The sequence below is a fragment of the Sphingomonas sp. 3-13AW genome (assembly GCF_049311085.1).
Lineage (GTDB): Bacteria > Pseudomonadota > Alphaproteobacteria > Sphingomonadales > Sphingomonadaceae > Sphingomonas.
Window position 1 is genome coordinate 52,937 of record NZ_JASNVZ010000016.1, and the last position, 24,921, is coordinate 77,857.

The 24,921-nt window shown below is 67.5% G+C and carries 23 protein-coding genes, 1 tRNA gene and 1 pseudogene; 14 read left to right on the plus strand and 11 right to left on the minus strand.

Going from position 1 to position 24,921, the window contains the following annotated elements:
• Positions 1 to 77 precede the first annotated feature (77 nt).
• Positions 78 to 154: transfer RNA gene (locus tag QP045_RS15465), tRNA-Pro, on the plus strand.
• A 59-nt stretch (positions 155 to 213) separates the two neighbouring features.
• Here the strand turns inward: QP045_RS15465 and QP045_RS15470 are convergent.
• From QP045_RS15470 to QP045_RS15495, 6 genes are all read right to left on the minus strand, one after another.
• Entirely contained in the window at positions 214 to 1,389 is a 1,176-nt protein-coding gene (locus QP045_RS15470; RefSeq protein WP_422515892.1) for a glycosyltransferase family 4 protein, read from the minus strand.
• Positions 1,386 to 2,288 (minus strand): glycosyltransferase family 2 protein, encoded by a 903-nt coding sequence (locus QP045_RS15475; RefSeq protein WP_422515893.1) that lies wholly within the window; start codon positions 2,286 to 2,288, stop codon positions 1,386 to 1,388. The genes QP045_RS15470 and QP045_RS15475 overlap by 4 nt, the downstream gene beginning before the upstream one ends.
• Complete coding sequence (locus tag QP045_RS15480) at positions 2,285 to 3,598, minus strand: hypothetical protein (RefSeq protein WP_422515894.1); 1,314 nt, start codon at positions 3,596 to 3,598, stop codon at positions 2,285 to 2,287. The genes QP045_RS15475 and QP045_RS15480 overlap by 4 nt, the downstream gene beginning before the upstream one ends.
• Positions 3,595 to 4,890, minus strand: coding sequence for a hypothetical protein (locus tag QP045_RS15485; protein WP_422515895.1), 1,296 nt, complete (start codon positions 4,888 to 4,890; stop codon positions 3,595 to 3,597). Before QP045_RS15485 ends, QP045_RS15480 begins: the two co-directional genes overlap by 4 nt.
• Before the next feature lie 5 nt (positions 4,891 to 4,895).
• The gene (locus QP045_RS15490) at positions 4,896 to 7,034 is read right to left on the minus strand and encodes a GumC family protein (protein ID WP_422515896.1); all 2,139 of its coding nucleotides are present in this window, start codon (positions 7,032 to 7,034) and stop codon (positions 4,896 to 4,898) included.
• 83 nt (positions 7,035 to 7,117) lie between these two features.
• Positions 7,118 to 8,800 (minus strand): FAD-dependent oxidoreductase, encoded by a 1,683-nt coding sequence (locus QP045_RS15495; protein WP_422515897.1) that lies wholly within the window; start codon positions 8,798 to 8,800, stop codon positions 7,118 to 7,120.
• Between the two features lie 176 nt (positions 8,801 to 8,976).
• On the opposite strand from QP045_RS15495, the gene QP045_RS15500 reads away from it, so the two are divergent.
• The 8 genes from QP045_RS15500 (at position 8,977) to QP045_RS15535 (ending at position 17,850) form a co-directional block, all read left to right on the plus strand.
• Positions 8,977 to 9,663, plus strand: coding sequence for a sugar transferase (locus tag QP045_RS15500; RefSeq protein ID WP_422515898.1), 687 nt, complete (start codon positions 8,977 to 8,979; stop codon positions 9,661 to 9,663).
• A 1-nt stretch (position 9,664) separates the two neighbouring features.
• Positions 9,665 to 10,939, plus strand: a complete 1,275-nt coding sequence (locus tag QP045_RS15505) for an outer membrane beta-barrel protein (protein WP_422515899.1) — start codon at positions 9,665 to 9,667, stop codon at positions 10,937 to 10,939.
• A 13-nt stretch (positions 10,940 to 10,952) separates the two neighbouring features.
• Positions 10,953 to 11,810, plus strand: a complete 858-nt coding sequence (gene purU / locus QP045_RS15510; RefSeq protein ID WP_422515900.1) for a formyltetrahydrofolate deformylase — start codon at positions 10,953 to 10,955, stop codon at positions 11,808 to 11,810.
• A gap of 181 nt (positions 11,811 to 11,991) precedes the next feature.
• Positions 11,992 to 13,857 (plus strand): non-ribosomal peptide synthetase, encoded by a 1,866-nt coding sequence (locus QP045_RS15515; protein ID WP_422515901.1) that lies wholly within the window; start codon positions 11,992 to 11,994, stop codon positions 13,855 to 13,857.
• Positions 13,854 to 15,086: a cytochrome P450 gene (locus tag QP045_RS15520; protein WP_422515902.1), complete on the plus strand. Its 1,233-nt coding sequence runs from the start codon at positions 13,854 to 13,856 to the stop codon at positions 15,084 to 15,086. The genes QP045_RS15515 and QP045_RS15520 overlap by 4 nt, the downstream gene beginning before the upstream one ends.
• Positions 15,087 to 15,246: 160 nt before the next feature.
• Positions 15,247 to 16,176, plus strand: coding sequence for an ABC transporter ATP-binding protein (locus QP045_RS15525; protein WP_422515903.1), 930 nt, complete (start codon positions 15,247 to 15,249; stop codon positions 16,174 to 16,176).
• Entirely contained in the window at positions 16,173 to 16,934 is a 762-nt protein-coding gene (locus QP045_RS15530; RefSeq protein WP_422515904.1) for an ABC transporter permease, read from the plus strand. Before QP045_RS15525 ends, QP045_RS15530 begins: the two co-directional genes overlap by 4 nt.
• Positions 16,935 to 17,040: 106 nt before the next feature.
• Complete coding sequence (locus QP045_RS15535; RefSeq protein ID WP_422515905.1) at positions 17,041 to 17,850, plus strand: prolipoprotein diacylglyceryl transferase family protein; 810 nt, start codon at positions 17,041 to 17,043, stop codon at positions 17,848 to 17,850.
• Positions 17,851 to 17,917: 67 nt separating this feature from the next.
• On the opposite strand, the gene QP045_RS15540 is transcribed toward QP045_RS15535, so the two are convergent.
• Positions 17,918 to 18,697, minus strand: a complete 780-nt coding sequence (locus QP045_RS15540) for a sulfite exporter TauE/SafE family protein (protein ID WP_422515906.1) — start codon at positions 18,695 to 18,697, stop codon at positions 17,918 to 17,920.
• 3 nt (positions 18,698 to 18,700) lie between these two features.
• Positions 18,701 to 19,219: a rhodanese-like domain-containing protein gene (locus QP045_RS15545; RefSeq protein WP_422515907.1), complete on the minus strand. Its 519-nt coding sequence runs from the start codon at positions 19,217 to 19,219 to the stop codon at positions 18,701 to 18,703.
• A gap of 141 nt (positions 19,220 to 19,360) precedes the next feature.
• Between QP045_RS15545 and QP045_RS15550 the strand changes: the two genes are divergently transcribed.
• Positions 19,361 to 20,230 (plus strand): MBL fold metallo-hydrolase, encoded by an 870-nt coding sequence (locus QP045_RS15550; protein ID WP_422515908.1) that lies wholly within the window; start codon positions 19,361 to 19,363, stop codon positions 20,228 to 20,230.
• A gap of 20 nt (positions 20,231 to 20,250) precedes the next feature.
• Here the strand turns inward: QP045_RS15550 and QP045_RS15555 are convergent, their stop codons facing one another.
• Positions 20,251 to 20,727, minus strand: coding sequence for an Lrp/AsnC family transcriptional regulator (locus QP045_RS15555; RefSeq protein ID WP_422515909.1), 477 nt, complete (start codon positions 20,725 to 20,727; stop codon positions 20,251 to 20,253).
• A gap of 100 nt (positions 20,728 to 20,827) precedes the next feature.
• Here QP045_RS15555 and QP045_RS15560 point away from each other — a divergent pair, with 100 nt between their 5' ends.
• From QP045_RS15560 to QP045_RS15570, 3 genes are all read left to right on the plus strand, one after another.
• Positions 20,828 to 20,950 (plus strand): hypothetical protein, encoded by a 123-nt coding sequence (locus QP045_RS15560; protein WP_422515910.1) that lies wholly within the window; start codon positions 20,828 to 20,830, stop codon positions 20,948 to 20,950.
• 113 nt (positions 20,951 to 21,063) lie between these two features.
• The gene (locus QP045_RS15565; RefSeq protein ID WP_422515916.1) at positions 21,064 to 22,395 is read left to right on the plus strand and encodes an amino acid permease; all 1,332 of its coding nucleotides are present in this window, start codon (positions 21,064 to 21,066) and stop codon (positions 22,393 to 22,395) included.
• Positions 22,396 to 22,512: 117 nt separating this feature from the next.
• Positions 22,513 to 22,995: a hypothetical protein gene (locus tag QP045_RS15570; RefSeq protein ID WP_422515911.1), complete on the plus strand. Its 483-nt coding sequence runs from the start codon at positions 22,513 to 22,515 to the stop codon at positions 22,993 to 22,995.
• A 76-nt stretch (positions 22,996 to 23,071) separates the two neighbouring features.
• Here the strand turns inward: QP045_RS15570 and QP045_RS15575 are convergent, their stop codons facing one another.
• Together QP045_RS15575 and QP045_RS15580 are read right to left on the minus strand one after the other, a co-directional pair.
• Positions 23,072 to 23,521 carry a hypothetical protein gene (locus QP045_RS15575; protein WP_422515912.1) on the minus strand — a complete coding sequence of 150 codons (450 nt, stop codon included), beginning with the start codon at positions 23,519 to 23,521 and terminating at the stop codon, positions 23,072 to 23,074.
• Between the two features lie 323 nt (positions 23,522 to 23,844).
• Positions 23,845 to 24,405 (minus strand): hypothetical protein, encoded by a 561-nt coding sequence (locus QP045_RS15580; RefSeq protein ID WP_422515913.1) that lies wholly within the window; start codon positions 24,403 to 24,405, stop codon positions 23,845 to 23,847.
• Positions 24,406 to 24,764: 359 nt separating this feature from the next.
• Here QP045_RS15580 and QP045_RS15585 point away from each other — a divergent pair.
• A pseudogene (locus QP045_RS15585) lies at positions 24,765 to 24,921 on the plus strand (IS630 family transposase); the annotation flags it as partial.

The window sequence follows — 24,921 nt, forward strand, 5'->3', positions numbered from 1 at the left end:
GAGCGCGGGGCGCTGGCAACCGGGCGTCCTTAGCGCTTGCAAGCGGCGCACGACCCGCCTAGAGGGCGGCGCTCGGTCGGGGCGTAGCGCAGCCTGGTAGCGCATCACACTGGGGGTGTGGGGGTCGCAGGTTCGAATCCTGTCGCCCCGACCAATCAAATCAACAGCTTAGGCATGAAGCAGGCGCGGCGGAACGTCCCCGCGCGTCGGCGGCTATTGAGTCGCAGCGGGCATGCCGCCCCTTCCCCATCCGGCAGCGTCGGGCACAGGCAGGCGTTCGACAGCGTTTGCGTACCAGCCGATTCGTTCGGCAGCGACCGCACTCCACGACCGCCCCGCAGCCAGCGCCCTCCCCGCCATGCCAAGCGCCCGCGCGCGATCCGGCGCATCGATCAGCATGCGGACGGCGCTAGCCAGTGCCGTCGCATCCCCGCGCGGCACGACCAGTCCGTTCACCCCGTCAGCAACATCGGCGCGAGACCCGGCATCGTCGCTGGTCACCACCGCGAGCCCGCAGGCCATTGCCTCGATCTTGGCGATGCCATAGCCTTCGAACAGCGACGGCATGAGGCAGACCGAACGGGACGCGAGCAGGCCGGGCAGCGCGGCATTGGCATAGCGCGGCACGACTTCGATCCGGGAGTGGAGCGCGCCGGGATAGTCCGCCAGCACCCGCTCACGCGGCACGCCGGTGCCGATGAAGGCGAGCGTGGCGTCCGGCCTGTCGCTGAGGACTGCCGCCATCGCCTCAGCCGTGACGTGCACGCCCTTGCGCCTTGTGTAGGCGCCGATCTGGACGACGGCACCCGCCGGGCGGGCCGTCATCGGCAGCTCCACGCCCGCGTGTTCGGTGCCCAGGTGCATGCGGCGAACCCGGTCCGCCGGCAGCCCGATCCGGCCTTCGAGATACCGCGCCTCCGCATCGTTCAGGACCAGCGCCAGGTCTGCCGAGGCGAACGATCGGGCCACCATGCGCAGCCGAAGTCCGTGGCGCCAGACGCGCTTCGACAGCGCGGGCGCGCCGGCTTCCTCCGCGATCTCGCTCTGAGAGGAAAGATGCTCCAGGCCGTGGCTATGGGTCACGCACAGCGGTCCGCCGGGTCGGCGCCGAGGAAAGGCGAGCCAGCCGTCCCCGCTGCTCGCATCGACCACATCGGGCCGCCAGCGCGCGATTTCCCGCGCGAATATCCACGGCAGCCCGGCCGCCCCCGCCCGGCGCCCCAGCCAGCCGGGCACATCGTCATGCGAAAGGATACGGACCACATGGCCCAGCCGTCGATATTCCTCGCCGATCCGCATCACCACGCCGGCGGCGCCGCTGTCGCGGTCAAGGGGATGGTGGATCGACAGCAGGATGCGCAGCGGCCGGCTGCCGAACCCGCGGATCATTCCCGCAGGCCGTATTTCGCCGACATGGCGATCGCGTACAGCGGCGGCCGCAGGAAATTGCGCCAGGCGAGATAGGCCGCCGCCTTCCACCGTGCGGCCCACAATGGCTGGCGCAGGCCGACCCGGTCGGCATAGGCGCGATAGTGGCGATCCAGGAAATAGCTGTTGTAGCGCACGGACCACAGGAACTTGCGCATTCGCCGGATCCGCTGGCCGCCGGTCCGCACCTCCGCCATCGGCAGGTGGAGGCTGTGCGCGTCGTTGCTCGCCAGCACCGGCAGCCCCGCCAGGAACAGGCGCATCTGGAAATCACTTTCCTCGCGATAGCCGTTGCCCGCGCTGTAATGCGGGTCGAACCCGAACTTCAGCACATGCTCCTTGCGGGTCAGGATGTTGGAATTGGTGATCGGCAGGCTGATCGCGCCGGTAAACACGGCGCCGTTGACGGTTTCGCACAGCGCATAGTTGAACGGCGCGGTCCGCCGCATGCCGTCCCCGAACCGGGCGAGCGCCTGCTCGCGGGTCTCGCCCGATCGCATATAGACTCGCCGGCCCGACACCGCGCCGGCGCCGCGCGTGATCAGCAGCGTGTAGCATTCCGCGGCATATCCGGGTTCCAGATACTCATCGTCGTCGCAGAACAGCACATAGGGGTTGGACGCCGCCGCCGCCCCGTCCTGGCGGGATCGCGCCGCCCCCATCCGCCGGTCGTGGCGCACGATGCGGAGCGTGACGCGCGGATGGTCGCGGACGATCGCCTCGGCGACGCTGGCGGTGTCATCCTCGCCCGCATCGTCCACCAGCACGATCTCGCTCACCAGTTCCTGCGTGCAATAGGATGGAAGGACCTTGCGCAGCGTATAGGCGCGGTTGCGGGTGGGCACGATGATGGAGATCATGGCCGGTTCTCCCCTGGCGATTTCGGAGGCGGGAGCGGCTGCACGGGCACGTCATCCGCGACGCCGCCGCGGGCGTGCGCGCCGGCGAGCACCCAGCAATAAAGCAGGTGGATCGGCACCAGCAGCGACCCGTTCAGAAAGTCATATTGGAACATGACGACGAACGCGACGACGAAGGGCATGCTCGTCCGCAGCACGCATGCATGGATGAACAGCATCCACAGGATGCCGGCGACCAGCCCATATTCGACGGTCGCCTTGACGAGCGGGTTCATCACCAGCTGCCCGGTACGGTCGCGGTCGAGCTTGCCGTTGCCCGGTCCCAGCCCGGAAATCAGCGTGCGCCGGTCCGAAAGCCGGTCGGCCATGAAGAGATAGGGCTCGACGAACCGGCCACGGCCGCTCGACGTGTCCTCCCCGCCGATCTCCGCGCTGCGCTTGGCGAAATTGGTCCACACCGGCGTGAAGCTCGCTCCCACCGCCACCAGCAGGGTGATGCCCGCCAGGATGGCGAGATTGCGCCCGCGCAGGTGGAACGGCAGCAGCAAGCCCGAGGCGAGCAGCAGGATGAAGCCGGTGCCGCCAAAGGTCGAAAGCTGCGCCACCAGCAATGCCGCCACCCTGCCCCAGCGGCGAAAGGTGCAGACCTCGATCACCACCGCCATCGCGAGCAGCTGGGACGTGTGCGACGCCTCCAGCATGAAGATGCCGTTGGGCTTCATATAGGCCGCTTTCCACGCGAGCGGCTGCACCGAGTTGTACGAGTTGAACAGCATCTCCTGGGGGAGCAGCATCTCCAGCGTCGGCATCGGCAGCCCCGCGAGCTGGCATGCCCACTGGATCCCCACCATCGCCGCGATGAACAGCGCCAGCGTCTGGAACCGCGCCAGCAGGAGCATCCGCTCCGCCTTCTGCAACGGCACGACGAACAGGAACATGCCATAGATCGCGACCGCCATCGCGAGCGCCGGCACCGAGATGTCGCGATATTCGATTGCAACCGCCTGCCCGACGGTAATGGCCAGCCCCAGCAGCGCGAACATCATCAGCCGGGGGAGGCTCATTCGGGCACGCCCCGTCACCACCAGGAACGCGATCGCGGCGAGCAGGATCGGCAGCGTGATTTCCACATTGCCGGGCAGTCCGATCTTCTGCGCCAGCACCCCCAGCCACATGGCGACGGTCAGCGTCGCCAGCGCCAGCCCCGGGTAGCTCTGCCGTGCCCGCAACGGTCGAAACGGCAAGCCGCGGGCGCCGGGCGCCGGGCTGGGCGCAAAGGGCAGCGTCGGCACGCGCGCGAGATCGGTCATGCCAGTGCCTCCACGCTCGCGCGGGTCCGGCCGGAAAGGCGTCGGAACGCGCGTTCGAACAACACGGCGTGCACGCCATAGGCGAGCACATAGAGCACCATGAAGTCCGCAAAGCTCAGCCCCGCCAGGGCCGTGATGGCGACCACGCCGACCATCAGCCCGGCCGTCACCATCGCGACCCGCGACACCGCGTCATACTGGCCGACCGACAGCAGGAACCCGCCCGCCGAGCTCTGCAGCAGCAACGCCGCCAGCATGGCCGCCATGGCGCAGCGCAGCTCCAGCGGGATCGCATGGGCGCCGGCCAGCAGCTCGTCGAACACCGGTCCGCCCAGCGTGATCAGCAGGATGCTGCCGATCACCATCGGCACCGCGCCCACCAGCCACGTCAGCCGCTGGTAGCGCTCGACCCGGTCGACATCGCCTTCGTAATGGGCGCGCGTCTGCTGCGGCGTGAACGCCTCGCCCGGCACCGAATAGGCGGCGCCCCCGAACCGCGCGACCTTGTTGAACAGGTCGAACGCGACCAGGTTCGCCGGGCCGTTGAACAGCAGCGGGATGACCAGGAAGGGGAAGTTGTAGATCCCGAACTCGAGCGCCGTGAAGCGCCCGGATTGCAGCACCCCGCTGCGGTTCTCCGCCAGAAAGGCGAGCACCCGCCCCGGCCGGCGCGGGCGAATGTGGAAGCCGTGGCGCCACAACAGCAGCCAGGCAGCGCTCATCGCCACGACCCACCCGACCAGCGACAGCGCGACGAAGCCGATGAGCGGCACGCCCAGCAGCATGGTCGCGCCAAATCCACAGAATAGCGCGCGGCGCGTGCACTCCAGCGCCTCGATCTGGAAATGCAGGTCGACCGCGGCCGCCGCGCGACGGATCAGCATCCACGGCAGCGGCAGGACGATGGTGGCGAAATAGCCGAACATCGCCAGCCTCAGCTCTTCGGGCGCCACCGTGAACACCACCGGCGCCGCGATCGCACAGGCTGCCGCCGCGACCAGCAGGTAGAGGCTGGTCGCCTCTGCCACCAGCGCCTCCCCGCCCGCCAGTGTGTCCGTCAGGAAGCGCCGCCGCACCACCGCATAGACATAGTTGGAAAACCCCAGGTCGACCGCGAGCACATAGCCGCCGATCGACGACAGCATGACCATCCACGGGTAGAAGCCGTGCGGCACCGACCGCACCAGCACGAACACCATGCCAAAGGAGTATGCGATCAGGAGCGTGAGGTTCACGCCCTTGAGCACCAGGAACCAGAAGCGGCCCGACGCGCGGGCGGTCATGTCCGGCATGCCCGTCAGTTCACGTGATAGCCGGACGCCGCCGACAGATAATAGGTCGTGTCCCTGGAGGAGGTGAAAGTCGCCCGCGATTCGACCGCGGTCATGACCAGCTCGATCGGCTGGTCCCCGGCCTCGCGCAGGCGCTCCATCGCGGCGGAAATCGTCTCCAGCCGGGTCGATCCCCAGCGGATCGCCAGCAGCACCGCGTCCGACAGCCGCGCCAGCGTGACCGCGTCGTCGACGACCAGCACCGGCGGCGTGTCGACGATCACATATTCATATTGCTCGCGCAGCCGCGCCATCAGCTGCGCCATGCGGCCGTCGCCGAACACGTCCTGCGGCGTGAAGCGCGGTCCCGCGAGCGGCAGCACGTCGAGCCCCGGCGCAGCGTCGCGCACCAGCACCTCGTCCAGCCGCATGCCGCCTTCCAGAACCTCGGCCAGCCCCGCCTCCGGCGCATCCGGCAGCAGTTCCGCAAGGCCGTTGCGGCGCAGGTCGCAATCGATCAGCAGCACCCGGTCCCCCGCCAGCGCCATGGTGCGCGCCAGGCTTGCCGACAGCGTCGACTTCCCCTCGTGCGATACCGAAGAGGTCACGCAGACCACCAGCGCGCCGCGCCCGCCCCGGCAAAAGGCCAGCCGCCGCCGCACAGCCCGCACGGACTCGGCAAAGGAGGACATCGGTTTCGCCAGCACATAGTCCCAGGGCTTGGCGCGCCGGTCGATCTGCCGCAGCACCTTGCCGCTCACCTTCGAGACGGAGGAGACGTGGCTCGCCCCCGAAAGTGCTGCCAGCTCGCGCGAGCCGCGTACCCGGGTATCGAACGCTTCCACTCCCAGCACCGCCAGCACGCCCGTCGCAGGCGCCGCCAACAGCGCCAGCAGCACCAGCAATTCGGTCTTCGGATAGGACGGCTCCATCGCGGGCACGCCGCGCGCGATCACCATTCCGGGAAGCGACGGGAGCGCCCCCTCCTGCGCGGACCGCGCCGCCGACTGGGCAAGCTGGACATAGGTCGCGCGCTTGGCATCGGCGATGCGGGCCAGGCGGTCGGCACCGACCTGCGCGGTCGTCTGCGCTGCCTGCTGGCCCCGCACCGCGGACAGCTGTGCCGCGACCGCACCGGCCGCCTGGTTCGACGCCTGCGCCGTTCCCCGCACGCTGCCGGCAACGCGCGCCTGTTCGACGCCGATCGCCTGCGCGATGTCGTCGGCCTGGGCCGCGACCCTGCGGACGCGGGGATGGTCCGGGCCATAGCGCACCCGCGCCGCCGCCAGCTCGCTCGCCACCGTCGCCTGTTGCTGGCGCAGCTGCGTCATCACCGGCGACTGGACCACTTCCGAAAAGCCGTCGCCACGGCCGGATGCGATCATCCCGGCCGCGACTGCCGCGCGCGCCTGCTGCGCTGCCGATTCGGACTGGGCCGCCGCCAACTGCCCGGCGAGCGCCGCCGCCTGCTGCTCGACCGCCCCGCCGGTGGTGGCGGACAGCGCCGTGAGCCCACGCGACGCGCGATAGTCCGCAAGGGCGGCATCGGCCGCGGTCACTTCCGACGCCAGCCGGTCGAGCTGCCGACGCAGGACCCCGGCCTCCCCGGCGGCCGAGGCACGGCCGGCCTCCGACGCTTCCTCCAGATAGGAGTCCGCGACTGCGTTCACGATGTCGGCCGCCCGCTTGGGATCGCGAGAGGCGACGCGGACGGTCACCACCGGCGCCACCTCGTCCCGTTCCACCGTCATCCGCGCCATCAGCGCGTCGATCGCGCGCCGGCGGCGGAGGTCTTCGGAAACGATCGTGGTCGGGGCGATCATCCTCGCCAGCCAGCCCGGCTCCGGCGACCATTCAGGGTCATGGCTGAGCCCGAGCTGGTCTACGACCCGCGCGGCGATCGTCCGCGATGCAATGCGCTTCATCTGGGTGCCGACGATGCCCTGGTCGCCCTTCTCGGGCAGCGCCACCACCGGCGACATCGGCGACTGGCGGTGCACGTCGATCTCGATCTGGGTCGCGGACTCGAACCGCGGCACCCGGGTGACGATGAACGCCCCCATGGCCGCCGCCGTCACCAGCGATACGACCAGAAACAGCCCAAGCCGCCTGGCGAACAGGCCGGCAACATCCCGTGGACTCCGCAGTCTCGTGAAACCGTTCATCGCCGCCCCGCCTTTCGAAACCACCCTGTTCGATGCGCCCCAGCCTAGCGAAAACGGCCCGGGCAACGAGTCGTGCAAAATGCCTAGGCGGCGCGTCTCGCGACCCGCGCCGCCAGCCGATCGGCCATGCGAACGGCCAGGGCGACCACGGTGAGCGTGGGGTTGGCAAAGCCCGAGGTCGGAAAACTCGCGGCGCCCAGCACGTGCAGCCCGGCCGTGTCGAACGCCTCGCCATGCCCGTCCACGACTCCGCTCGCCGCGGTGTCGGACATGCGGGCCGTCCCGACGTGATGGCCGCCCACCCGCGTCAGCTGGGCCACCGCCCGGTCGGCATCCGGCAGCAGGATGCGGCCCACGCCCGCCCGGCGGAGGGCCGCGTCCGCCAGCCTCAGCCCGCGGGCCACGCGCACGCGGTCTTCGTCGCGCACGCGCCAGTCGATCACCAGCCGCCGCTGCCCCAGCGCGTCGCGCGACTCGCCCAGCAGCACCCGGCTGTCGGGGTGCGGCACCTGTTCGGCGTTCACGTCCACGGGGTAGCGGCCGCGGGCATCCGGCAGGAACACCGACGGCAGCTTCCGCCTGGCCAGCACCCGGCGGCGCGTCCAGTCCGCGGCGAATGTCGTCAGGCGCGGCGACCCCCGCACGATGTTGGCGATGTGCCGCAGATGCACCGCAGCGCCGCTGCCGATCCGCCGCGCCTCCGCATCCTCGGTCGAGTTCATGCTGCGTGCATATTCGGGCAGCAGCATCCCCTTCACCAGGAACATCGCCGACAGCACCGGGTTGCCGTGCCCGGGGTCCGCCACCTTGGGATGGGTGGGACGCAGCACCAGTCCGGCCAGCCGCTCGCGGCGCTGCGCCTCGGGCGAAAGCCACAGGTAGCGGCGGCAATAAATGCCCTCTGCATCCCGGAAATAGTCCATCCGGGCGGTGCCTCTCGCGGGCAGCACCAGCTCGCCGGCATGGCCCTCCAGGTGCGACTGGTAGAACCGCCCCACCAGGTCGCGCTCGTTGCCCAGGCCGCAGCGCTTCTCGCCCGCAGAGGACAGCAACAGCCGCGCCGTCTCCAGCGCGCCGGTCGCCACCACCACCACGGGGGCGGCGATCTCGATCTCGCGGCCGTCGGGGCGGGCCACGACCACGCCTTTGACGGCCCGCCCGGAATGCGATGCCGTGATCCGCAACACCGGCGCGTTCAACAGCACCATCGCGGTCCGGCTCTGCCGCAGCTGCTCGTGATAGCAGCGCCCGAAGTGCGTAGGCTCGCTGAACCGCTCGATCCGGTCCACCACCAGGTCGGGGTCGGCCATGTCGAACATGCCCGCGCCATCCCCTTCCCCGCGCAGCGCCGCATCCGCCGTGAAGTGCGGCGACCCAGCCCGGCACATCGCCAGCGCCTCGGGATAATAGCCGGCTATCTCGTCATATCGGATCGGCCAGCGCGCATAGGGCAGCCACGTCCGCTCCTCGAAATCGATCGGATCGAACGGGATGCACCGCCCGCCCCACACGGCAGAGGTCCCGCCGAACACCCGATGCCGGAACCGGTGCACCGGCCCGTGATCGTCCGGGCTGATCGAGGCCGCCCGGTAAAACTCCTGCCCCGCCGCCTCGACGCGGGTCGACCCGGCCTCCAGCAGCAGCGAGGACACGCCCTGCTTCTCGAGCTGCAGGGCCAGGGTGATCCCCGCCGGACCTCCCCCGACGATGACGACCGGGACCCCCATGTCCTCCGGCAAGTCTTCGTGGCGCAAGTCTAGGATCATCGGACTAGCCCTCCGGCCAAGTCCTCATAGGTATTTTCGCAGCGGCCCATGTTGTTGCCCTTGTTGGGTGCCCGTGATTAAAGAACAGCAACGCCGCTTTTTCGACGGCGGGCCCAGGTGAGCACGGCCGCAACGGCCGGACAATCGGTACAAACACTGTCAAAACAGGGGGAACCATGCACGATCGTGGGGCTGTCGCAGATCTGTTCGTCCGTATTGCAGCCGATCGGCGGGAGGCGCTGACCCGCGCCATCGCGCTGTCGGTCAAGCGCAGCGGCGACGTCGTGGTCGCCGCGATCCTCCTGCTGCTCGCGCTGCCGGTCCTGCTCACCATCACCGTGCTGATCCGCAACAGCGGCCCCGGCGGTGTCTTCTACGGCCATGCCCGGGTGGGCCGCGGCGGGCGCAGCTTCCGCTGCCTGAAGTTCCGCACCATGCATCAGGACGGCGACCAGCGGCTTGCCCAGCTGCTCGCCACCGACCCCGCGAGTGCCGCCGAATGGTCGCGCACCCGCAAGCTGGATCGCGACCCGCGCGTCTCTGGCGTCGGCAGCCTCCTGCGCAAGACCAGCCTCGACGAGCTGCCCCAGCTGATCAACGTCCTGCGCGGCGAAATGAGCCTCGTCGGTCCCCGCCCGATCACCCCGGACGAGCTCTCCCGCTACGGAACCAGCGCGCGCCATTACCTGGGGGTGACCCCGGGGGTCACGGGTCTGTGGCAGGTGAGCGGCCGCAACAACCTCACCTATGCCGAGCGCGTACGCCTCGATGCGGCCTATGCCCGGCAATGGACGCTGGGCGGGGACCTGCGGATCCTGCTGCGCACGCCGTTCGCGGTGCTCCTGCGCCAGGGCGCGCGATAACGTGCCTGGCCATTGCCGCCGGGCCATTGCCGTCGTCTGCATCACCGCCTTCCCCGGCGTGCTCGGTGCGCAGACCCTGCAGGATCGCCCGTTCGAGGATCGCCAGCACGACGCCGCGCTCGCGGTGGCCGAGCGCCCCCATCCCGAACTCGATCCGCTGGGCATTCGCGCCGGCTCGATGCTCGTCCGCCCGTCGGTGGACCTGGGCGTCCAGTACGACAGCAACATCTATGCGCTCGACCGCAACCGGGTCTCCGACGTCATCGTCACGGCCGGCGCCAATGTCTCCGTCCGCAGCGACTGGTCGCGCAATGCGCTCAGCGCCGCCGCCTCGATCTCCCGCCGCCAGTATCTGAAGGCGGACAGCGAAAGCACGACCAACTATCTGCTGGACGCCGGCGGGCGGATCGACCTGGAACGGGGGTATCTCGACGCCTCCGTCGATACCGCGCGCCTCACCCAGTTGCGCACCGACGTCGATGCCCCCGGCGCCTCCGACCGGCCGATCCGCTATCGCCGCACCGGCGCGGCGCTGGTCGGCGAATATCCGTTCGGGATGGTGACGGTCCGCGCCGGGCTCGACTGGCACCGGTTCCGGTTCGAGGATTCGCGAACCATCGCCGGGGCCCCGCTGCGCCAGGGTTTCCGCGACCGCGACATCACCTCCGCGCTTGCCCGCGCCGACCTCGCCGTCAGCCCGGCACTGTCGGTCTATGTCGATGCCACCGCGAACCGGCGCGCATACCGCAACATGGCCGGGGCACCGTTCGATCGCGACTCCTCCGGCTTCACGCTGGAAGCCGGCGCGGACTTCGACATCACTCGCCAGGTTCGCGGCCACGTCCAGGCGGGGTATCTCTCGCAACAGGGCGCAAACGACATCTGGAGCGCCAAGGGCCTGAGCGGGCGCGGCAAGGTCGAATGGTTCATCCAGCCCGTCCTGACCCTCACCGCAGAGGGTGGCCGCCAGATCCGCGACGCGGCGCAAACCGACACCCCGGCCTATCTCAGCACCGACATCAACGCCCGCGCCGATTACGAGCTTTTCCGCAGCGTCATCGTCTCGGCGCAGGCAGGCTATACCTGGGACGAGTTCCAGGGCACCCGCGGCCGCGCCAGGCGTCCCCAGCTCGGCGCCGGCGCGCGCTACCGGATGGGCCGCAACCTCGTCTACGATCTCCGCTTCGAACATCTGGCCCAGCATTCGCCCCGGTCCGACGGCCTGCGCAACTTCAGGGACAACCGCCTGATGTTCACGGTGCGGCTGCAGCAATGAACCGCCGGCCCGCATGACCCAGATGCGCGTGGTCGCTCGCCTCACCTGCGCGAACGCGCCCGGCATCGTCGCCTGCGTCGCCCGCTCGCTCGCCGCCGCCGGCTTCGACATCCGCGACTCCCAGCAGTTCGAGGATGTCGAAAACGACCGCTTCTTCATGCGCGTAGATTTCCAGGGCGAGGCGCGCGACGTCGACAGCATCGCTGCCACCCTGTCGGAATGCGTCGCCCGGTTCGGCATGGAAGTGGACGTCGCACCGTGCGACCGGCCCAAGCGGGTGCTGCTGCTCGCCAGCCGCACCGATCACTGTCTGCTCGACCTGCTGCACCGCTGGCGCGACGGCGAGCTCGCGATGGAGCCGATCGGCATCGTCTCCAACCACCCGCATCCCGGCGGCAGCGGGGGCATGCTCCACGGGCTGCCCTTCCACTATCTGCCCGTCACGGCCGAGACGCGGGAGGAGCAGGAGCGTGCGATCCTTGCGATTGCCGACGCGGGCCAGGCGGACCTGGTCGTCCTCGCCCGCTACATGCAGATCCTGTCGACCAACATGGCGCAGGCGCTCGCCGGGCGCTGCATCAACATCCACCACAGCTTCCTCCCCGGCTTCAAAGGCGCGCGCCCCTATCACCAGGCCCATGCGCGCGGCGTGAAGATGATCGGCGCCACCGCCCATTATGTCACCGCCGACCTCGATGAGGGGCCGATCATCGCCCAGGATGCCATGCCGATCAGCCATGCCGACGACCCGGCCGAACTGATCCGCAAGGGTCGCGACATCGAACGCCGCGTCCTCGCCCGCGCACTGCGGCTGCACCTGGAAGGCAGGGTGCTGATCAACGGCTGCCGCACCGTCGTCTTCCAGAGCTGAACACCGCCGGCGCGCCGCCCGAACAGGCGTGAAAATGCGCCGATCTGCGACCCGCTCCGTAGATTGGCCGAGTTACCGGCGATCCCATCGCTGATAGCGTTTCCCGACCCGCAGTGCCTCCCGCGCGGGATCGTCAGGCTGGGCGCTGCGGGACCGCCCGCACCATCCAATGGAGCACCGCATGCTGCAACACCCGCGGCCATACCCCGATCGACCGATCGGCGTGCAGGACCATGTTCTCGCCGCCGCCTTGGCGCACCCCTACCGCGTCGCGGTGAGCGAGGCCGGGGCCGACACCCGCTATGCCACGCTGGAGCGGCGCGCGACCGCCGTCGCCCGGCGGCTGTTGCACATCGGGGTCGAGCCAGGCTCGGTCGTCGCGGTGCGGATGCGCCGCTCCACCGATCAGATCATGGCGCTTTTGGGTGTGCTGCTGGCGGGCTGCGCGTTCCTGGTGATCGATCCGGATGATCCCGAGGAACGCCGCGCCTTCATGATCGCGGACAGCGGGGCCGCAGCGGTGATCGCGCGCGAACAGGACGGCGACGTCGCGCCGGGGGAACTCCGGCTCGACCAGGAAGAGTTCGTCGGCGCCATCGCCCTGCCCCCCTGCGGCGGCAGCGACCTCGCCTATGTCGTCTACACCTCCGGCACCACCGGGGTGCCGAACGGCGTGGAAATCACCCACGACAATCTCCTGAACTTCATGGAATGGACGATCCGCGCCTTTGCGGTGACGCCCGAGGACCGCGCCGGCTATGCGATGGGCCTGACCTTCGACGCCGCCCAGTCAGAGATATGGCCGTATCTGGCAGCGGGCGCCGCGGTGGAGGTCGTCGATCACACCACCCGCACCTCTGCCGAACTGCTCCAGCGCTGGCTGATCGAACGCAATGTCACGATCGGCTCGATCCCGATGGCGCTGGCGGAGCTGCTGCTGTCCGCGCCCTGGCCACGCGACATCCCGCTCCGGCTGATGCTCACCGGCGGCGACGTGCTGCGCGCCTTTCCGGACGAGGCGCTGCCGTTCGACTTCGTCAACAACTATGGCCCCTCGGAATGCACCATCGCGGTCACCTCGGGCCGGGTTCCGCCCCGCAGCGGGGCGGCTGCCGGCACGGGTGGCGGCACGGGGGCCTTACCGACCATCGGCTGGCCCATCGACGGCGCCGACATCCACCTCCTCGACGGGGCGATGCAGCCCGTGCCCCAGGGGGTCGAGGGCGAAATCTGGATCGGCGGGCGCTGCGTCGGGCGGGGCTACCGCAACCGGCCCGAGCTGACCGCCGCCAAGTTCGTGCCCGATCCCTTCTCCAACCTGCCCGACGCGCGCCTCTACCGCACGGGCGACCGCGCGCGGCGACTCGACACGGGCGAATTCGCCTTTTGCGGGCGCACCGATACCCAGGCGAAGATCCGCGGCGTCCGGATCGAACTGGACGAGGTGGCGGTCTCGCTTCAGCGCCATCCCGCGATCGGCGCGGCGGTCGTGGCGGTCCGCGAGCATGAGACGCTGGGCCGGCAGATGATCGCCTATGTCGCGCCGGTCCCGGGGGCCGGCGCCACCGACACCCGCGCCGCGCTCGCGACGCTCCCCTCGGCGGAGGAGATGCGGCTGTTCCTCGAACGGCATCTCCCGCGCAGCCACATCCCCGCGCAGTTCGTCACGCTGCCCATTCTCCCGATGACCCGCAACGGCAAGATCGATCGCGACGCCCTGCCCGCGCCGGAGGTCGTGGAGAGCCGCGGGCGCCAGCCGGAGACTGACACCGAAATCCTGGTGGCAGAGATCGTCACCGGCGTGCTGGAGATCGACGATGTCTCGGCCGAGGACGATTTCTTCCTGATCGGCGGCCATTCGCTGCTCGCGACGCAGGTCGTCATCCAGTGCCGCGAAGTCTTCGAGATCGAGCTGACCCTGCGCGACCTGTTCGAGACGCCGACGATCGAAGGCCTCGCGGCCGAAATCGACGCCCGCATGGCGCGCAGCCCCAGCTTCGCTGGCGGGATGGAGGCGCCGCCCCCGCTCGGGCTCGACGCGCGGTGACCAGCCAGCCTGCGGAACGGGCCCCCAGCCTCGCCCAGCTTCTGCGGCCCGATTATCACGCCGACCCGCATCTTCTGTATCGCCGGATGCGGGACCGGGGGACCGTGATCTGGGACCCCTATGTCCATACCTGGATCGTCACCGGCTATGCGGAGGCGGTCACGGTGTTCCAGGATTTCCTGTCCGCCCGCACGCCCAGCGCGGAAACCTTCGGCCGCATGGGGCTGCCGATGCTCGCGCCGGCGGCCGACGTGATGCGCCGGCAGATGATGTTCATGGACCCGCCGCGCCACATGCGCGTCCGAGCGGCCTGCTCCGCGCTGTTCAACCCGGTGCGCGTCCGGCGACTCGAACACCGGATGCGGGAGATCTGCAGCGGGCTGATGGACCGTATCGACCACGGTGCCGCCTGGGACCTGCACGCCGATTATGCCGAGCCGCTTCCGGCGATGATCACGACCGAGATTTCCGGCCTCCCCCTCGCCGACTGGCGCCAGCTTCAGATCTGGTCCGACGATTTCGCCGCGCTCATCGGCAATTTCCACCAGTCCCGGTCGGAGGGCGACCGGCTCGCGGCATCGCTGGACGCGATGACCGCCTATATCGCCGACGCCATCGCCGAACAGCGCGCGGGCGAGGGGCGCGGCCTGATCGGCGCGCTCCTGGCCCAGGACGGCGCCGACCCGCTCGACGATGCGGAGATCATCGCCAACGTCATCATCACCCTGGTCGGCGGTCTCGGCACCATCACCAACCTCATTTCCAGCGGCACCGCGACCCTCACCGCCCACCCCGAGGCGATGGAGCGGATACGCCGGGACCCGGCGGCCATGCGCGGCGCCGTCGAAGAGATCCTGCGCTACGAAACGCCGAGCCAGTTCAGCGGACGGATCGCACCCGCGGACGTGGAGCTTGGCGGGCAGAGGATCGCCAGGGGCGACGCGGTGATGGTGATGACCGCGGCCGCGAACCGCGACCCGCTGGTCTTCGACGATCCCGAACGCTTCGACATCGCCCGCACGCCCAACCGTCATCTGGCCTTTGCCTGGGGCCCGCATTTCTGTTTCGGCGCCGCGCTCGCCCGCATGCAGGCCGGCATCGCGTTCGAGGAACTGTTGCGCCGGGCCGCGACCATCGAACTGGTCGGCGGGCCGCTCGAATGGCGCGAGAATCTGGGCCTGCGCGGCCTCACCACCCTCCCGGTCGTGACTACCCTCGCCGCCGCCTGACCACCGCGATCCGGCGCCTGTTTCACTTGTAACTTCTACCTCCTGTCCAGCCCTCTACTGGCGGGTTCGACGCCGAACAGGTCGTTTCTCAAATTGCCTGGTTCCGGCGACTTTAATGCGCCCCTGCCCCCTCCTATCTACGCGCGGCAAAGGGGACCCCATGCCAGAACCGATCCTCGCCGTGAGCGGCGTGTCCAAGACGTACAAGGGCGGCTTTACCGCGCTTCACAGTGTCGACCTGACGATCAACAAGGGGGAGATCTTCGCGCTCCTGGGCCCCAACGGCGCGGGCAAGACCACGTTGATCAGCATCATTTGCGGCATCGTGACCCCCACCACCGGATCGATCCAGGTGGCCGGCCACGACGCGCTCGTCGACTATAAGTCGGCGCGGCGCCGCATCGGCCTGGTTCCCCAGGAACTGTCGGTCGACATGTTCGAGACTGTACTCGCCACGGTCACCTTCTCGCGGCGGCTGTTCGGCCTGTCGGGACACAGCGCCTATATCGAGCAGGTCCTGCGGGACCTCTCGCTGTGGGACAAGCGCGACGCCCGGATCATGGAGCTGTCGGGCGGCATGAAGCGGCGCGTGCTCATCGCCAAGGCGCTTGCCCATGAGCCCGAGGTGCTGTTCCTCGACGAGCCCACCGCGGGCGTCGACGTGGCGCTGCGCCGGGACATGTGGAAGCTGGTGCATCGCCTGCGCGAACGCGGGACGACCATCATCCTCACGACCCATTATATCGAGGAGGCCGAGGAAATGGCCGACCGGGTCGGCGTCATCAGCAAGGGCAAGCTGCTACTGGTCGACGAGAAATCCGCGCTGATGCAGAAACTGGGGAAGCGCGAACTCGACCTCACGCTTGCCGAGCCCCTCGAAACCGTCCCCGACGGGCTGGAGCTCTGGCAGCTCAGCCTGCTGCACGAGGGAAAGACCCTGCGCTACGTGTTCGATTCGACGCGGGAGGATACCGGCATCCCCTCGCTCCTGCGCGCGCTGGCCGACCGGCACATCGCATTCACCGACCTTGAGACGTCGAAGTCGAGCCTCGAGGACATCTTCGTCGACCTGGTGGGGGAGCGGGCATGAACCTGCATGGAATTTGGGCGATCTATCGCTTCGAGATGGCGCGCTCGCTTCGCACCCTGTGGCAGAGCCTCGTCGGGCCGGTGCTGACCACCAGCCTCTACTTCATCGTCTTTGGCGGCGCGATCGGCAGCCGGATGCAGAGCGTCGACGGCGTGAGCTATGGCAGCTTCATCGTCCCCGGCCTCATCATGCTCTCGCTGCTGACGCAGAGCGTGGGCAATGCCTCGATCGGCATCTACTTCCCCAAGTTCACCGGCACGATCTTCGAGCTTCTCTCCGCGCCCATTTCGGCGATGGAGATGGTTCTGGGTTATGTCGGAGCCGCCGCGACCAAGTCGATCGTGATCGGCATCATCATCCTTGCGACCTCGGCCTTCTTCGTTCCCATTCGGGTGCTGCATCCCGGCGCGATGATCGCCTTCCTGCTGCTCACGTCGATCGCGTTCAGCCTCCTCGGCTTCATCCTCGGCATCTGGGCCAAGAGCTTCGAACAGCTGAACTTCGTGCCCCTGCTGCTGATCACGCCGCTGACCTTCCTGGGCGGCAGCTTCTATTCGATCGACATGCTGCCGCAGCCGTGGCGGACGGTCAGCCTGTTCAACCCGGTCGTCTACCTCGTGAGCGGTTTCCGCTGGAGCTTCTTCGGCAAGGGCGACGTCGACATCGCGATCAGCCTGGGCGTGACGCTCGGCTTCCTGGTTATATGCCTCGCCATCATCGCCTGGATCTTCAAGAGCGGCTGGCGGCTGAAGAACTGAGGCCGCGCGAGGAGCAGCGCGCGTCCGCGACTAGCGACGCAGTCGTGCTCAGGGCCGTCGAGGCGGCCATACGCTGGCCTCAATTTTGATCTGCAAGCGCGCCTGCATGGACAACGTTATTCAGATTGGCCCGGTGATGATCTCCACCGGCCGCGCGATCGCGATCGCGCTGCTGTGGGGGTTCATCAGCCTGGGCGCATTCATCGGGTCGCGCACTTCGACCCGCGCTGGCCGCGCGGCCTGGATCGCCGCGGGGGCAGGGATCCTCGCAGCGCGGATCGGGTTTGTCATTACGCATTCGGAAGCATTCATGGCGGAGCCGTGGAGCATCCTGGCCATGTGGCAGGGCGGCTTTTCGCTCTGGCCCGGGGTGGTCACTGCGATGCTGGTGACGCTTTTCCTGCTGGGCCTGCGCCGCGCCACCTTGTGGATGTTCGGATCGATCGTCGCGCTGGCCGCGGTGCAGCTGGCGGCGGAATCCTGGCTGACGCCGGCGCCCCGTCCGCTGCCGCCCGGTCTGGTGGTCGCGGATATGGAACAGCGGCCGCTGCCGATCGACAGCCTGCGCGGCCGACCTTTGGTGGTGAATCTCTGGGCGACCTGGTGCCCGCCGTGCCGCCGCGAGATGCCGATGCTCATCGATGTCGCGAAAGGATCAAAGACCCCGATCCTGCTGGTCAATCAGGGCGAGGATATCGCGCAGGTTCGCGCCTATTTGCAGCGTAGCGGGCTCGCCGAGGATTCGGTGCGGACGGACCCCCTGAGTAATTTTGCCCAGCGGATTGGCTCCCGCGCCATGCCAACCACCCTGTTCATCGATGCGAGCGGCCGGATCGTTCGCACCCATGCCGGTGAAATTTCCCGCGCAGCCCTGCTGGCCGGGCTGCGAGAGGTCGAGCGAGCGAGTGGCCGCTAGGCGGGACCGGTTCTGATCGTGACGGCAGTCTGCGGCCAATCCGGCGACGCGTACCGAAGCCCGCGGCCTAGATCGACGAAGCGACGACATAGCCGCCGACGGCAATGACCAGTCCCGCAAAGCCGCGCTCCAGCAGGCCTTTGCGCGTACCGATCCGCTTGCCGAGCGCGATGCCGGCGATCGTTCCGCCCACCCCTCCTGCGACCAGCAGACCGGTCACGCCCCAGTCCACAAGGCCGGACGCGGCATAGGATGCTGCCGTCGTGAGGCCGAGCGCGCTGACGACCACCAGCGAGGTGCCGATCGCAAAAGGCAATGGCATGGCGGTGGCGAGCATCAGGCCCGGCACGATCAGGAACCCGCCGCCGATGCCGAAAAAGCCTGCGGCCAATCCTACGAGAACGCCGATCCCGACCAGGCGTGGCAACAGGAAGGCGGCGCTTTCCCGCGTCAGGCGTACATCGGGCGCCTCCGCTACGCGCCGCTTGCGCAGCATCGAGAGGCCCACCCCGATCATCAGCAGCCCGAACAGCGCGAGCAGCCGCTCGCCATCGACTGCCTTGCCAAGCTCTGCGCCGATCGCGGCACCCACGATGCCCGCTACCGCGAACACGCCCGCGCACCGCCACTTGACCCGTCCGCCGCGCGCGTGTCCGATCAGGCTGGCGAGCGCATTGGCCGCCACCGCTACCGCTGCCGTGCCGATGGCGGCATGGGGCGACCCCATGCCGACGACATAGACGAGCAGCGGCACGGCAAGGATCGACCCACCCCCGCCTACCAGGCCGAGGATGAGGCCGATCGCCCCGCCCGATGCGAGCGCGGCAAGGATGGTGGCCGCTTCCATGCCTCAGGCCGCCGTGCGGCGGTTCCAGGGCATGACGCGCAGCAGATTGGCCATGCCGCACCAGCCGCTCACACCCGCGAACATCAGCCCTGCGCCGACGAATGCCGACAGCCCAAGGAAGCCTGGCGCGACGAAGAGCCCAAGCAACACGCCGATCAGCACCAGCGCACCTGCTGTAATCTGAACCTGTCGCATGATCTCCAGCGGCTGCGACCGATCGGTCAGGATCGGCTGTCCCGCCTGGCGCCATCCATCGATCCCGCCCGCCAGGACATAGGCCTTGGCACCGCCCGTCGCCGCGCCAAGCTGCGCCGCGCTGGCAGCGGTGCGCATGCCCGACTTGCAGTGGAACACAACCGGACGGCCGTCGCACGCAAGGTCGCCAAGCCGGTCGAGCGGCACATTCACGGCGCCGGCTATGCGCTCGCGCGCATGTTCATCCGCGCCGCGAATGTCGATCAGCCGCGCGCCGTTCTCGATCGCGGCGCGGGCTTCGGCAGGGGAAAGGGTCGCAAGCGTCATCATCCATCCTTGCAATGAGAGTCATAGACGGTGGCGAGCCGCGCCTCGATGCGCACATCTACCTGCTGAGCATCACCACCACATTAGGTATTGCTAATGTAGCGTGCGCTTATATATTAGCAAGCGCTAACGGAGGAAATGATGTCCCGGCCCTTCATTGAGGCGTTCTTCGACGCCCCCACCAACACGATCAGCTACCTCGTCGGCGATCCCGCCACGCGGACTGCAGCCGTGATCGATCCCGTGCTCGACTTCGACATCGCGAGCGGCACGGCCGACACCGCGTCTGCGGAGCGGATCCTCGATTTCGCGCGCGATCATGACTGGCGCATCGCCATGGTGCTCGAGACCCACGCCCATGCCGACCACCTGTCCGCCGCCCCGTTCATCAAGGCGCATACCGGCAGCTGGATCGGGATCGGTGCGCATATCCGCGACGTTCAGAAGATCTTCCGCCCCGTTTTCGCGATGGATGATCTCAAGACAGATGGGTCAGATTTCGATCGCCTGTTCAACGATGGCGACCGGTTTGCAATCGGTACGCTTGAGGTTGAGGTGCTACACGTTCCCGGCCACACGCCCGCCGACATCGCCTATCGCATCGGCGATGTGGCGTTCGTGGGCGATACGCTGTTCATGCCCGACTATGGCACCGCGCGCGCCGACTTCCCGGGCGCGAGCGCGCGGACGCTCTATCGCTCGATCCGGCGCTTGCTGGCCCTGCCCGATGCGACACGGCTGTTCCTCTGTCATGACTACAAAGCGCCCGGCCGTGACGAGTATCGCTGGGAAACAACGGTCGGTGAGCAGCGACGCGCGAGCGTGCATGTCCATGACGGGGTGAGCGAGGACGAGTTCGTCGCGATGCGCGAGGCGCGCGACGCCGGCCTCGCCGTTCCGAAGCTGCTGCTACCCGCGATCCAGGTCAATATCCGCGCCGGCCGTTTCCAGCCCGCCGAATCGAACGGGGTCAGCTACCTGCGTATCCCGGTGAAGTGGAAGACGGATTAAAGGCGCCCCACTCCGCCCCCTCAGCCGTCCGCGACGGGGTAGCCTTCGAAGACCTTCGGCTTGCCCATCACGACGTGCGTCGTGATCCGGCCGAGGCCAACCTCGCCCGCAAGCCGGTCTTTCAGATCATTCCATTCCGGCATCGTTCGCACGACCACCTTCAGGACATAGTCGGTGTCACCGCTGACGTGCGATGCCTCGACGATCTGCGGGATATCCCGGATCGCCCTTTCGAAGCGCTGGCGTTCGTCCCGCTGGCGCCCCTCCAGCGCGACCTCGACCAACAGGACCAACCCGATATCGACTTTGAAGGGATCGAGCCGGGCGTGGTAGCCCTGGATCACATCGGCACGCTCCAGCCGGCGGACGCGCGCCAGGCATGCGCTCTCGGACAGCCCCACGCGCTGCGCGAGCGCGGCGTTCGTGATCCGCCCTTCGGCTTGCAGCGTGCGCAGGATTCGCCGGTCGATCCGGTCGAGTGAGCTTTCGGCGGTCATAGGGCGCACAGACCGCAGAATCTGCGGCGCCGGTCAAGCTCTTCAAGGACACTTGCGGAGCCCCGCCGCATAGAATGGGCCTGCGACTACGGAGGTTCACATGGCGCAGGAAAAGACTCCGGCGGCTTCTGCCAGCGACGGAATGTGGGTATTCATCATCGGGGCGACGATCATCGTCGGCCTGCCCCTTGTCATCGCCGCGACCCATCTCGCCGTCGGCTGACGCATGAGGCGCACCCCAATTCCCACCCAAGGCCTGCGCATTTGAAACACTGGAACGTCCGCAAAACCCTTTCCGATACCGGCGAGCGCGGGACGGGCACGCTCGCCCGGACGATGAGCTGGCCGCATCTCATGGCGCTCGGCGTCGGCGCGATCGTCGGCACCGGCATCCTGACGTTGATCGGGGTCGGGGCGGCAAAGGCCGGACCGGCCGTCCTGGTGTCCTTCGTCATCGCAGGCCTCGTCTGCGCCTGCGCGGCGCTCGCCTATGCAGAGATGGCGACGATGATTCCGGCCTCCGGCAGCGCCTACACGTACAATTACGTCGTCGTGGGTGAGCTAGTCGCGTGGATCGTCGGCTGGTGCCTGATCCTGGAATACAGCCTGGTCGTGAGCGCCGTCGCGGTCGGGTGGTCCGGATATGCCGCACCCCTGCTGCATGACTGGGCGGGCGTGCCCTGGGTCTTGATGCGGGGGCCTCATGCTGGCGGTTGGGTCAATCTGCCGGCAGCCGTGATCATCTGCCTCGTCGCCGCCATGCTGATCTACGGCATGCGAAAGAGCGCGACGATCAATGCCATCCTGGTGCTCGTGAAGCTCGCCGCGCTCGTGCTGTTCGTCGCGATCGCCGCGCCTCAGTTCGACGCGTCCAATCTGGCCCCCTTCTCCCCCTTCGGCTTCGCCAAGTCCGTCGGGCCGGACGGTGCCGAGCAGGGCATCATGGCCGCCGCCGCGATCATCTTCTCCGCCTTCTATGGTTTTGACGCGATCGCCACCGCCGCCGAGGAAACCCGCAACCCGAAGCGCGATCTGGCGATCGGGATCATGGGGTCGATGCTGGCGTGCGCGGCGATCTACACGGTCGTGGCAGGAACCGCCCTGGGCGCCACCCATTTCAGCCGGTTCGCCAATTCGCCCGAGCCGCTCGGGCTCATCCTGCGCGAGCTCGACCAGCCGATCGCCGCGCGATTCCTCGCGCTGTCCGCGGTGGTGGCACTTCCCACCGTCATCCTCGCCTTCTTCTACGGGCAGAGCCGCATTTTCTTCGTCATGGCCCGCGACGGACTGCTGCCGCGCGGCCTGGCAAAGCTCTCCGGCCGGGGCGTGCCGGTGCGCACCACCCTGTTCACGGTGCTGATCGTCGGATCGATCGCAGCGTTCTTTCCGCTCGACGAGATCGTCGCCCTGGCCAACGCCGGAACGCTCCTCGCGTTCGGGTCGGTAGCGGCATGCATGCTCATCATGCGCCGCCGCGCCCCCCAGGCCGAGCGCGGTTTCCGCGTACCCGCCGCATGGCTGGTCGGCCCGGTCGCCATATTGGGGTGCGCGTACCTGTTCTTCAGCCTGCCCAGCTCCACGCATGCGTGGTTCCTTGTCTGGACCGCAGCCGGCATCGCGCTCTACGCTGCCTATGCCGGAAGACGGGTGATAAGCTCCGAGGTGTGAGCAAGGCGACTGGGGGCGAAAGTCGATTGGCAGGAAGCGCCCCAAGTCGGACGTTGCATTGATGATCCTGCACGGCATGCTATCGCACCGTCCGGTCCAACCACCGAAGGTGCCGCCATGCGAACTGTGATTGTCTGCTCGCTTGCCGCCTTGATGGCCACCCCGTCGTCAGCAGCTTCACTTGGTTCTTCCGCAGTGCCGGAAGTTGTCAAAGGTGTTCAGTCTTGTCTTACGGCAACCCGTGAAGATGGCGTCGATATTGATAGCCTCCAGAACGACGGGTGGAGCAAAGTGACGGTGTCTGATGGAGGTAGAACCGTAGCTTCACCTATCCCGATGCTTTCCAAGGGCAGCCTGATTCTTGTACATCAAGCCAGCGGCCCTACGCCGATCTGCACCATCATGGCGAAAGTTCCAGATGTTCCGGCTATCAGCGGGGTAGCCACTGCATTGGATGGCGCTCTGGAAACGGGTCGGAAAATCGAAAATGGCAAAGCGATCCCGGCGTACTGGTTCCCGGAAGGCCACGTAGTACAACTAGCGTCGACTGGGAGTGAGAAAGCCCCCGGTGTGCGCATAGTCGTCGCCTACCGCAAATAGTCGATCTTCCGCGGTCAATGCCGAGGCAAACCGGAACGACAGCGAACAACCTTACCGAACATGCCGTGCGGATCGTTTAGCCGGCAGCCCATCCCATCCCCGGTAATTGTTTCTGCCATTCTTCTTCTTTCGGCCAGCTGCCTGCCGATCCCTGCCAGATTGCGGCGTACATGGCAGTCGCAGGTATTGGCTCACCGTCCAGAGACGCGCTGCATCGGATTTTGGTGCTAGTGCTTCTCATCCAAACCTTCAGTTCACCGTCGCCGAATGGCGTGAGCCATGGCTCCTGGTATTTGTGCGCGAATCGCATCCTGCCGCTGCTGGCATGGACTTGCTCGCCGTTCACCAGCATCCGCTCCTGCCCCCAGAGCGTCCAGGTGAAGGCGTTATCCACCTCGATTATGGCGTTGCCGATCCGAAACTCCCAACGTTGGCCAATCAGCCGCATTTGTCGCTTCTCCTCGACCAACGTTTTTTCGACAACCGGAGCCAGAATATGTGAGCGCTTGATGGTGACAAGCTGCAATGCCGGCCTCAGCTTGTTTATCGACGGGATGCAGAACTCATGAGTTTTGCATGAACCAAAGAACGGGACGAGACCACGCGACCTGCCGATGCAAGAATCTGACGCGTTTCACATTCGCATCCGGGTGTCGACTTTTCCATGGCGAGGACCCGAAAGCGGTCGGAGAGCTTTACACCCAGACTGCGACGTCCCGGGCTTGAGAAACGGGCGCTGAAAAGCTGCCCTTCCGCTTGTGCCCCAGAGTCAGTCGTTCAGGTCGGCGCTCGCATCGCACGAAAGCCCACGTCCGTTCATTCTCAGGCGGCTTGTCTGCCGAAGCCGCACTAATCCGCCAGTTGGTAGGTCGCCGTTGCCAGGAGCTGAACTCTGTCTAGCCTGCGCCCCGGCTGCTTAGCTCGACTGATAACGATAGACAGAGCAGGGTCCTTCCGGCTGCGAAAGGTTGTGCTCGCCATGTCGCCTTTTGAGGTATTCTTTTCCACTTCCCAGCGATCGTTGAAGGCGGGCGATGAAAGAACGCTCTGCACGATCGGCTGAAGGTCGGGCACCCCGCCGCCTGTGATGTGACACATCGGTAGCTGGTCAGAAACCACCAGAATATAGCCTGTGGTCGGAGAAGAGTTGATACGCCAGTAGTGGTTTGCCTTGCGCATTTTTTTTGGTGGAAGGTTTACCTCTTCCACCTTCTCGACAAGCGCCATCTCCTCGACAAGACCAACAGCCGTAATGAACGGGCCGGTGCCTTCAGCCCAACTCGCCGGGTTTAACAACCATTCCTCACATCCCCGGAGCGCGCCGTCGAAACCCCTGTGAAGGTCTTGCTCGGCCTGAGCGGACGGCGCGTAGGCTGTGATAGCAACAAGAGCAGGTAGGACGTAGCGCATGTCCTCCACCCTACTTTAGAGAAAAACCACTTTCTACCCAGGTTCTTTGTCGCGCGAGCGCGCCGATAACTAGACGCTGAACTCGGTCGACCGCACACGATGAACGGATGACAAGCTTCCGCTCATTGATGAAGCCGATTGGGGCAGCATCGCCGGTTGAACGCGCATCTCAAATCAGGGTTGGCCAATCTCCCACATCCGCCTCCCGTAAGCAGCCGCTCCGCTTCCCACCTAGAGCGCGACGTTCGGGGCTGGAAAGCCTGCGCTAGAGCGGTTTTCGAGCGAGCTGAATCGAGAGGGATTCACATGGCCGTGGTTTTCTGGTTCACGATCCCTGCCGGCAAGGGAGGCCGGGATGGATGGGTCGAGCCTTGTCGCGTGATCTGCGGGACCGTGTGGTCGCCGCCGTTGAAGGTGGGGTGTCGTGCCGGCGGGCGGCCGAGCGGTTCGGGGTCAGCGCGGCGAGCGCGATCCGGTGGCGACAGCTGGCGCTGCGCCATGGCACGCCGGCGGCCA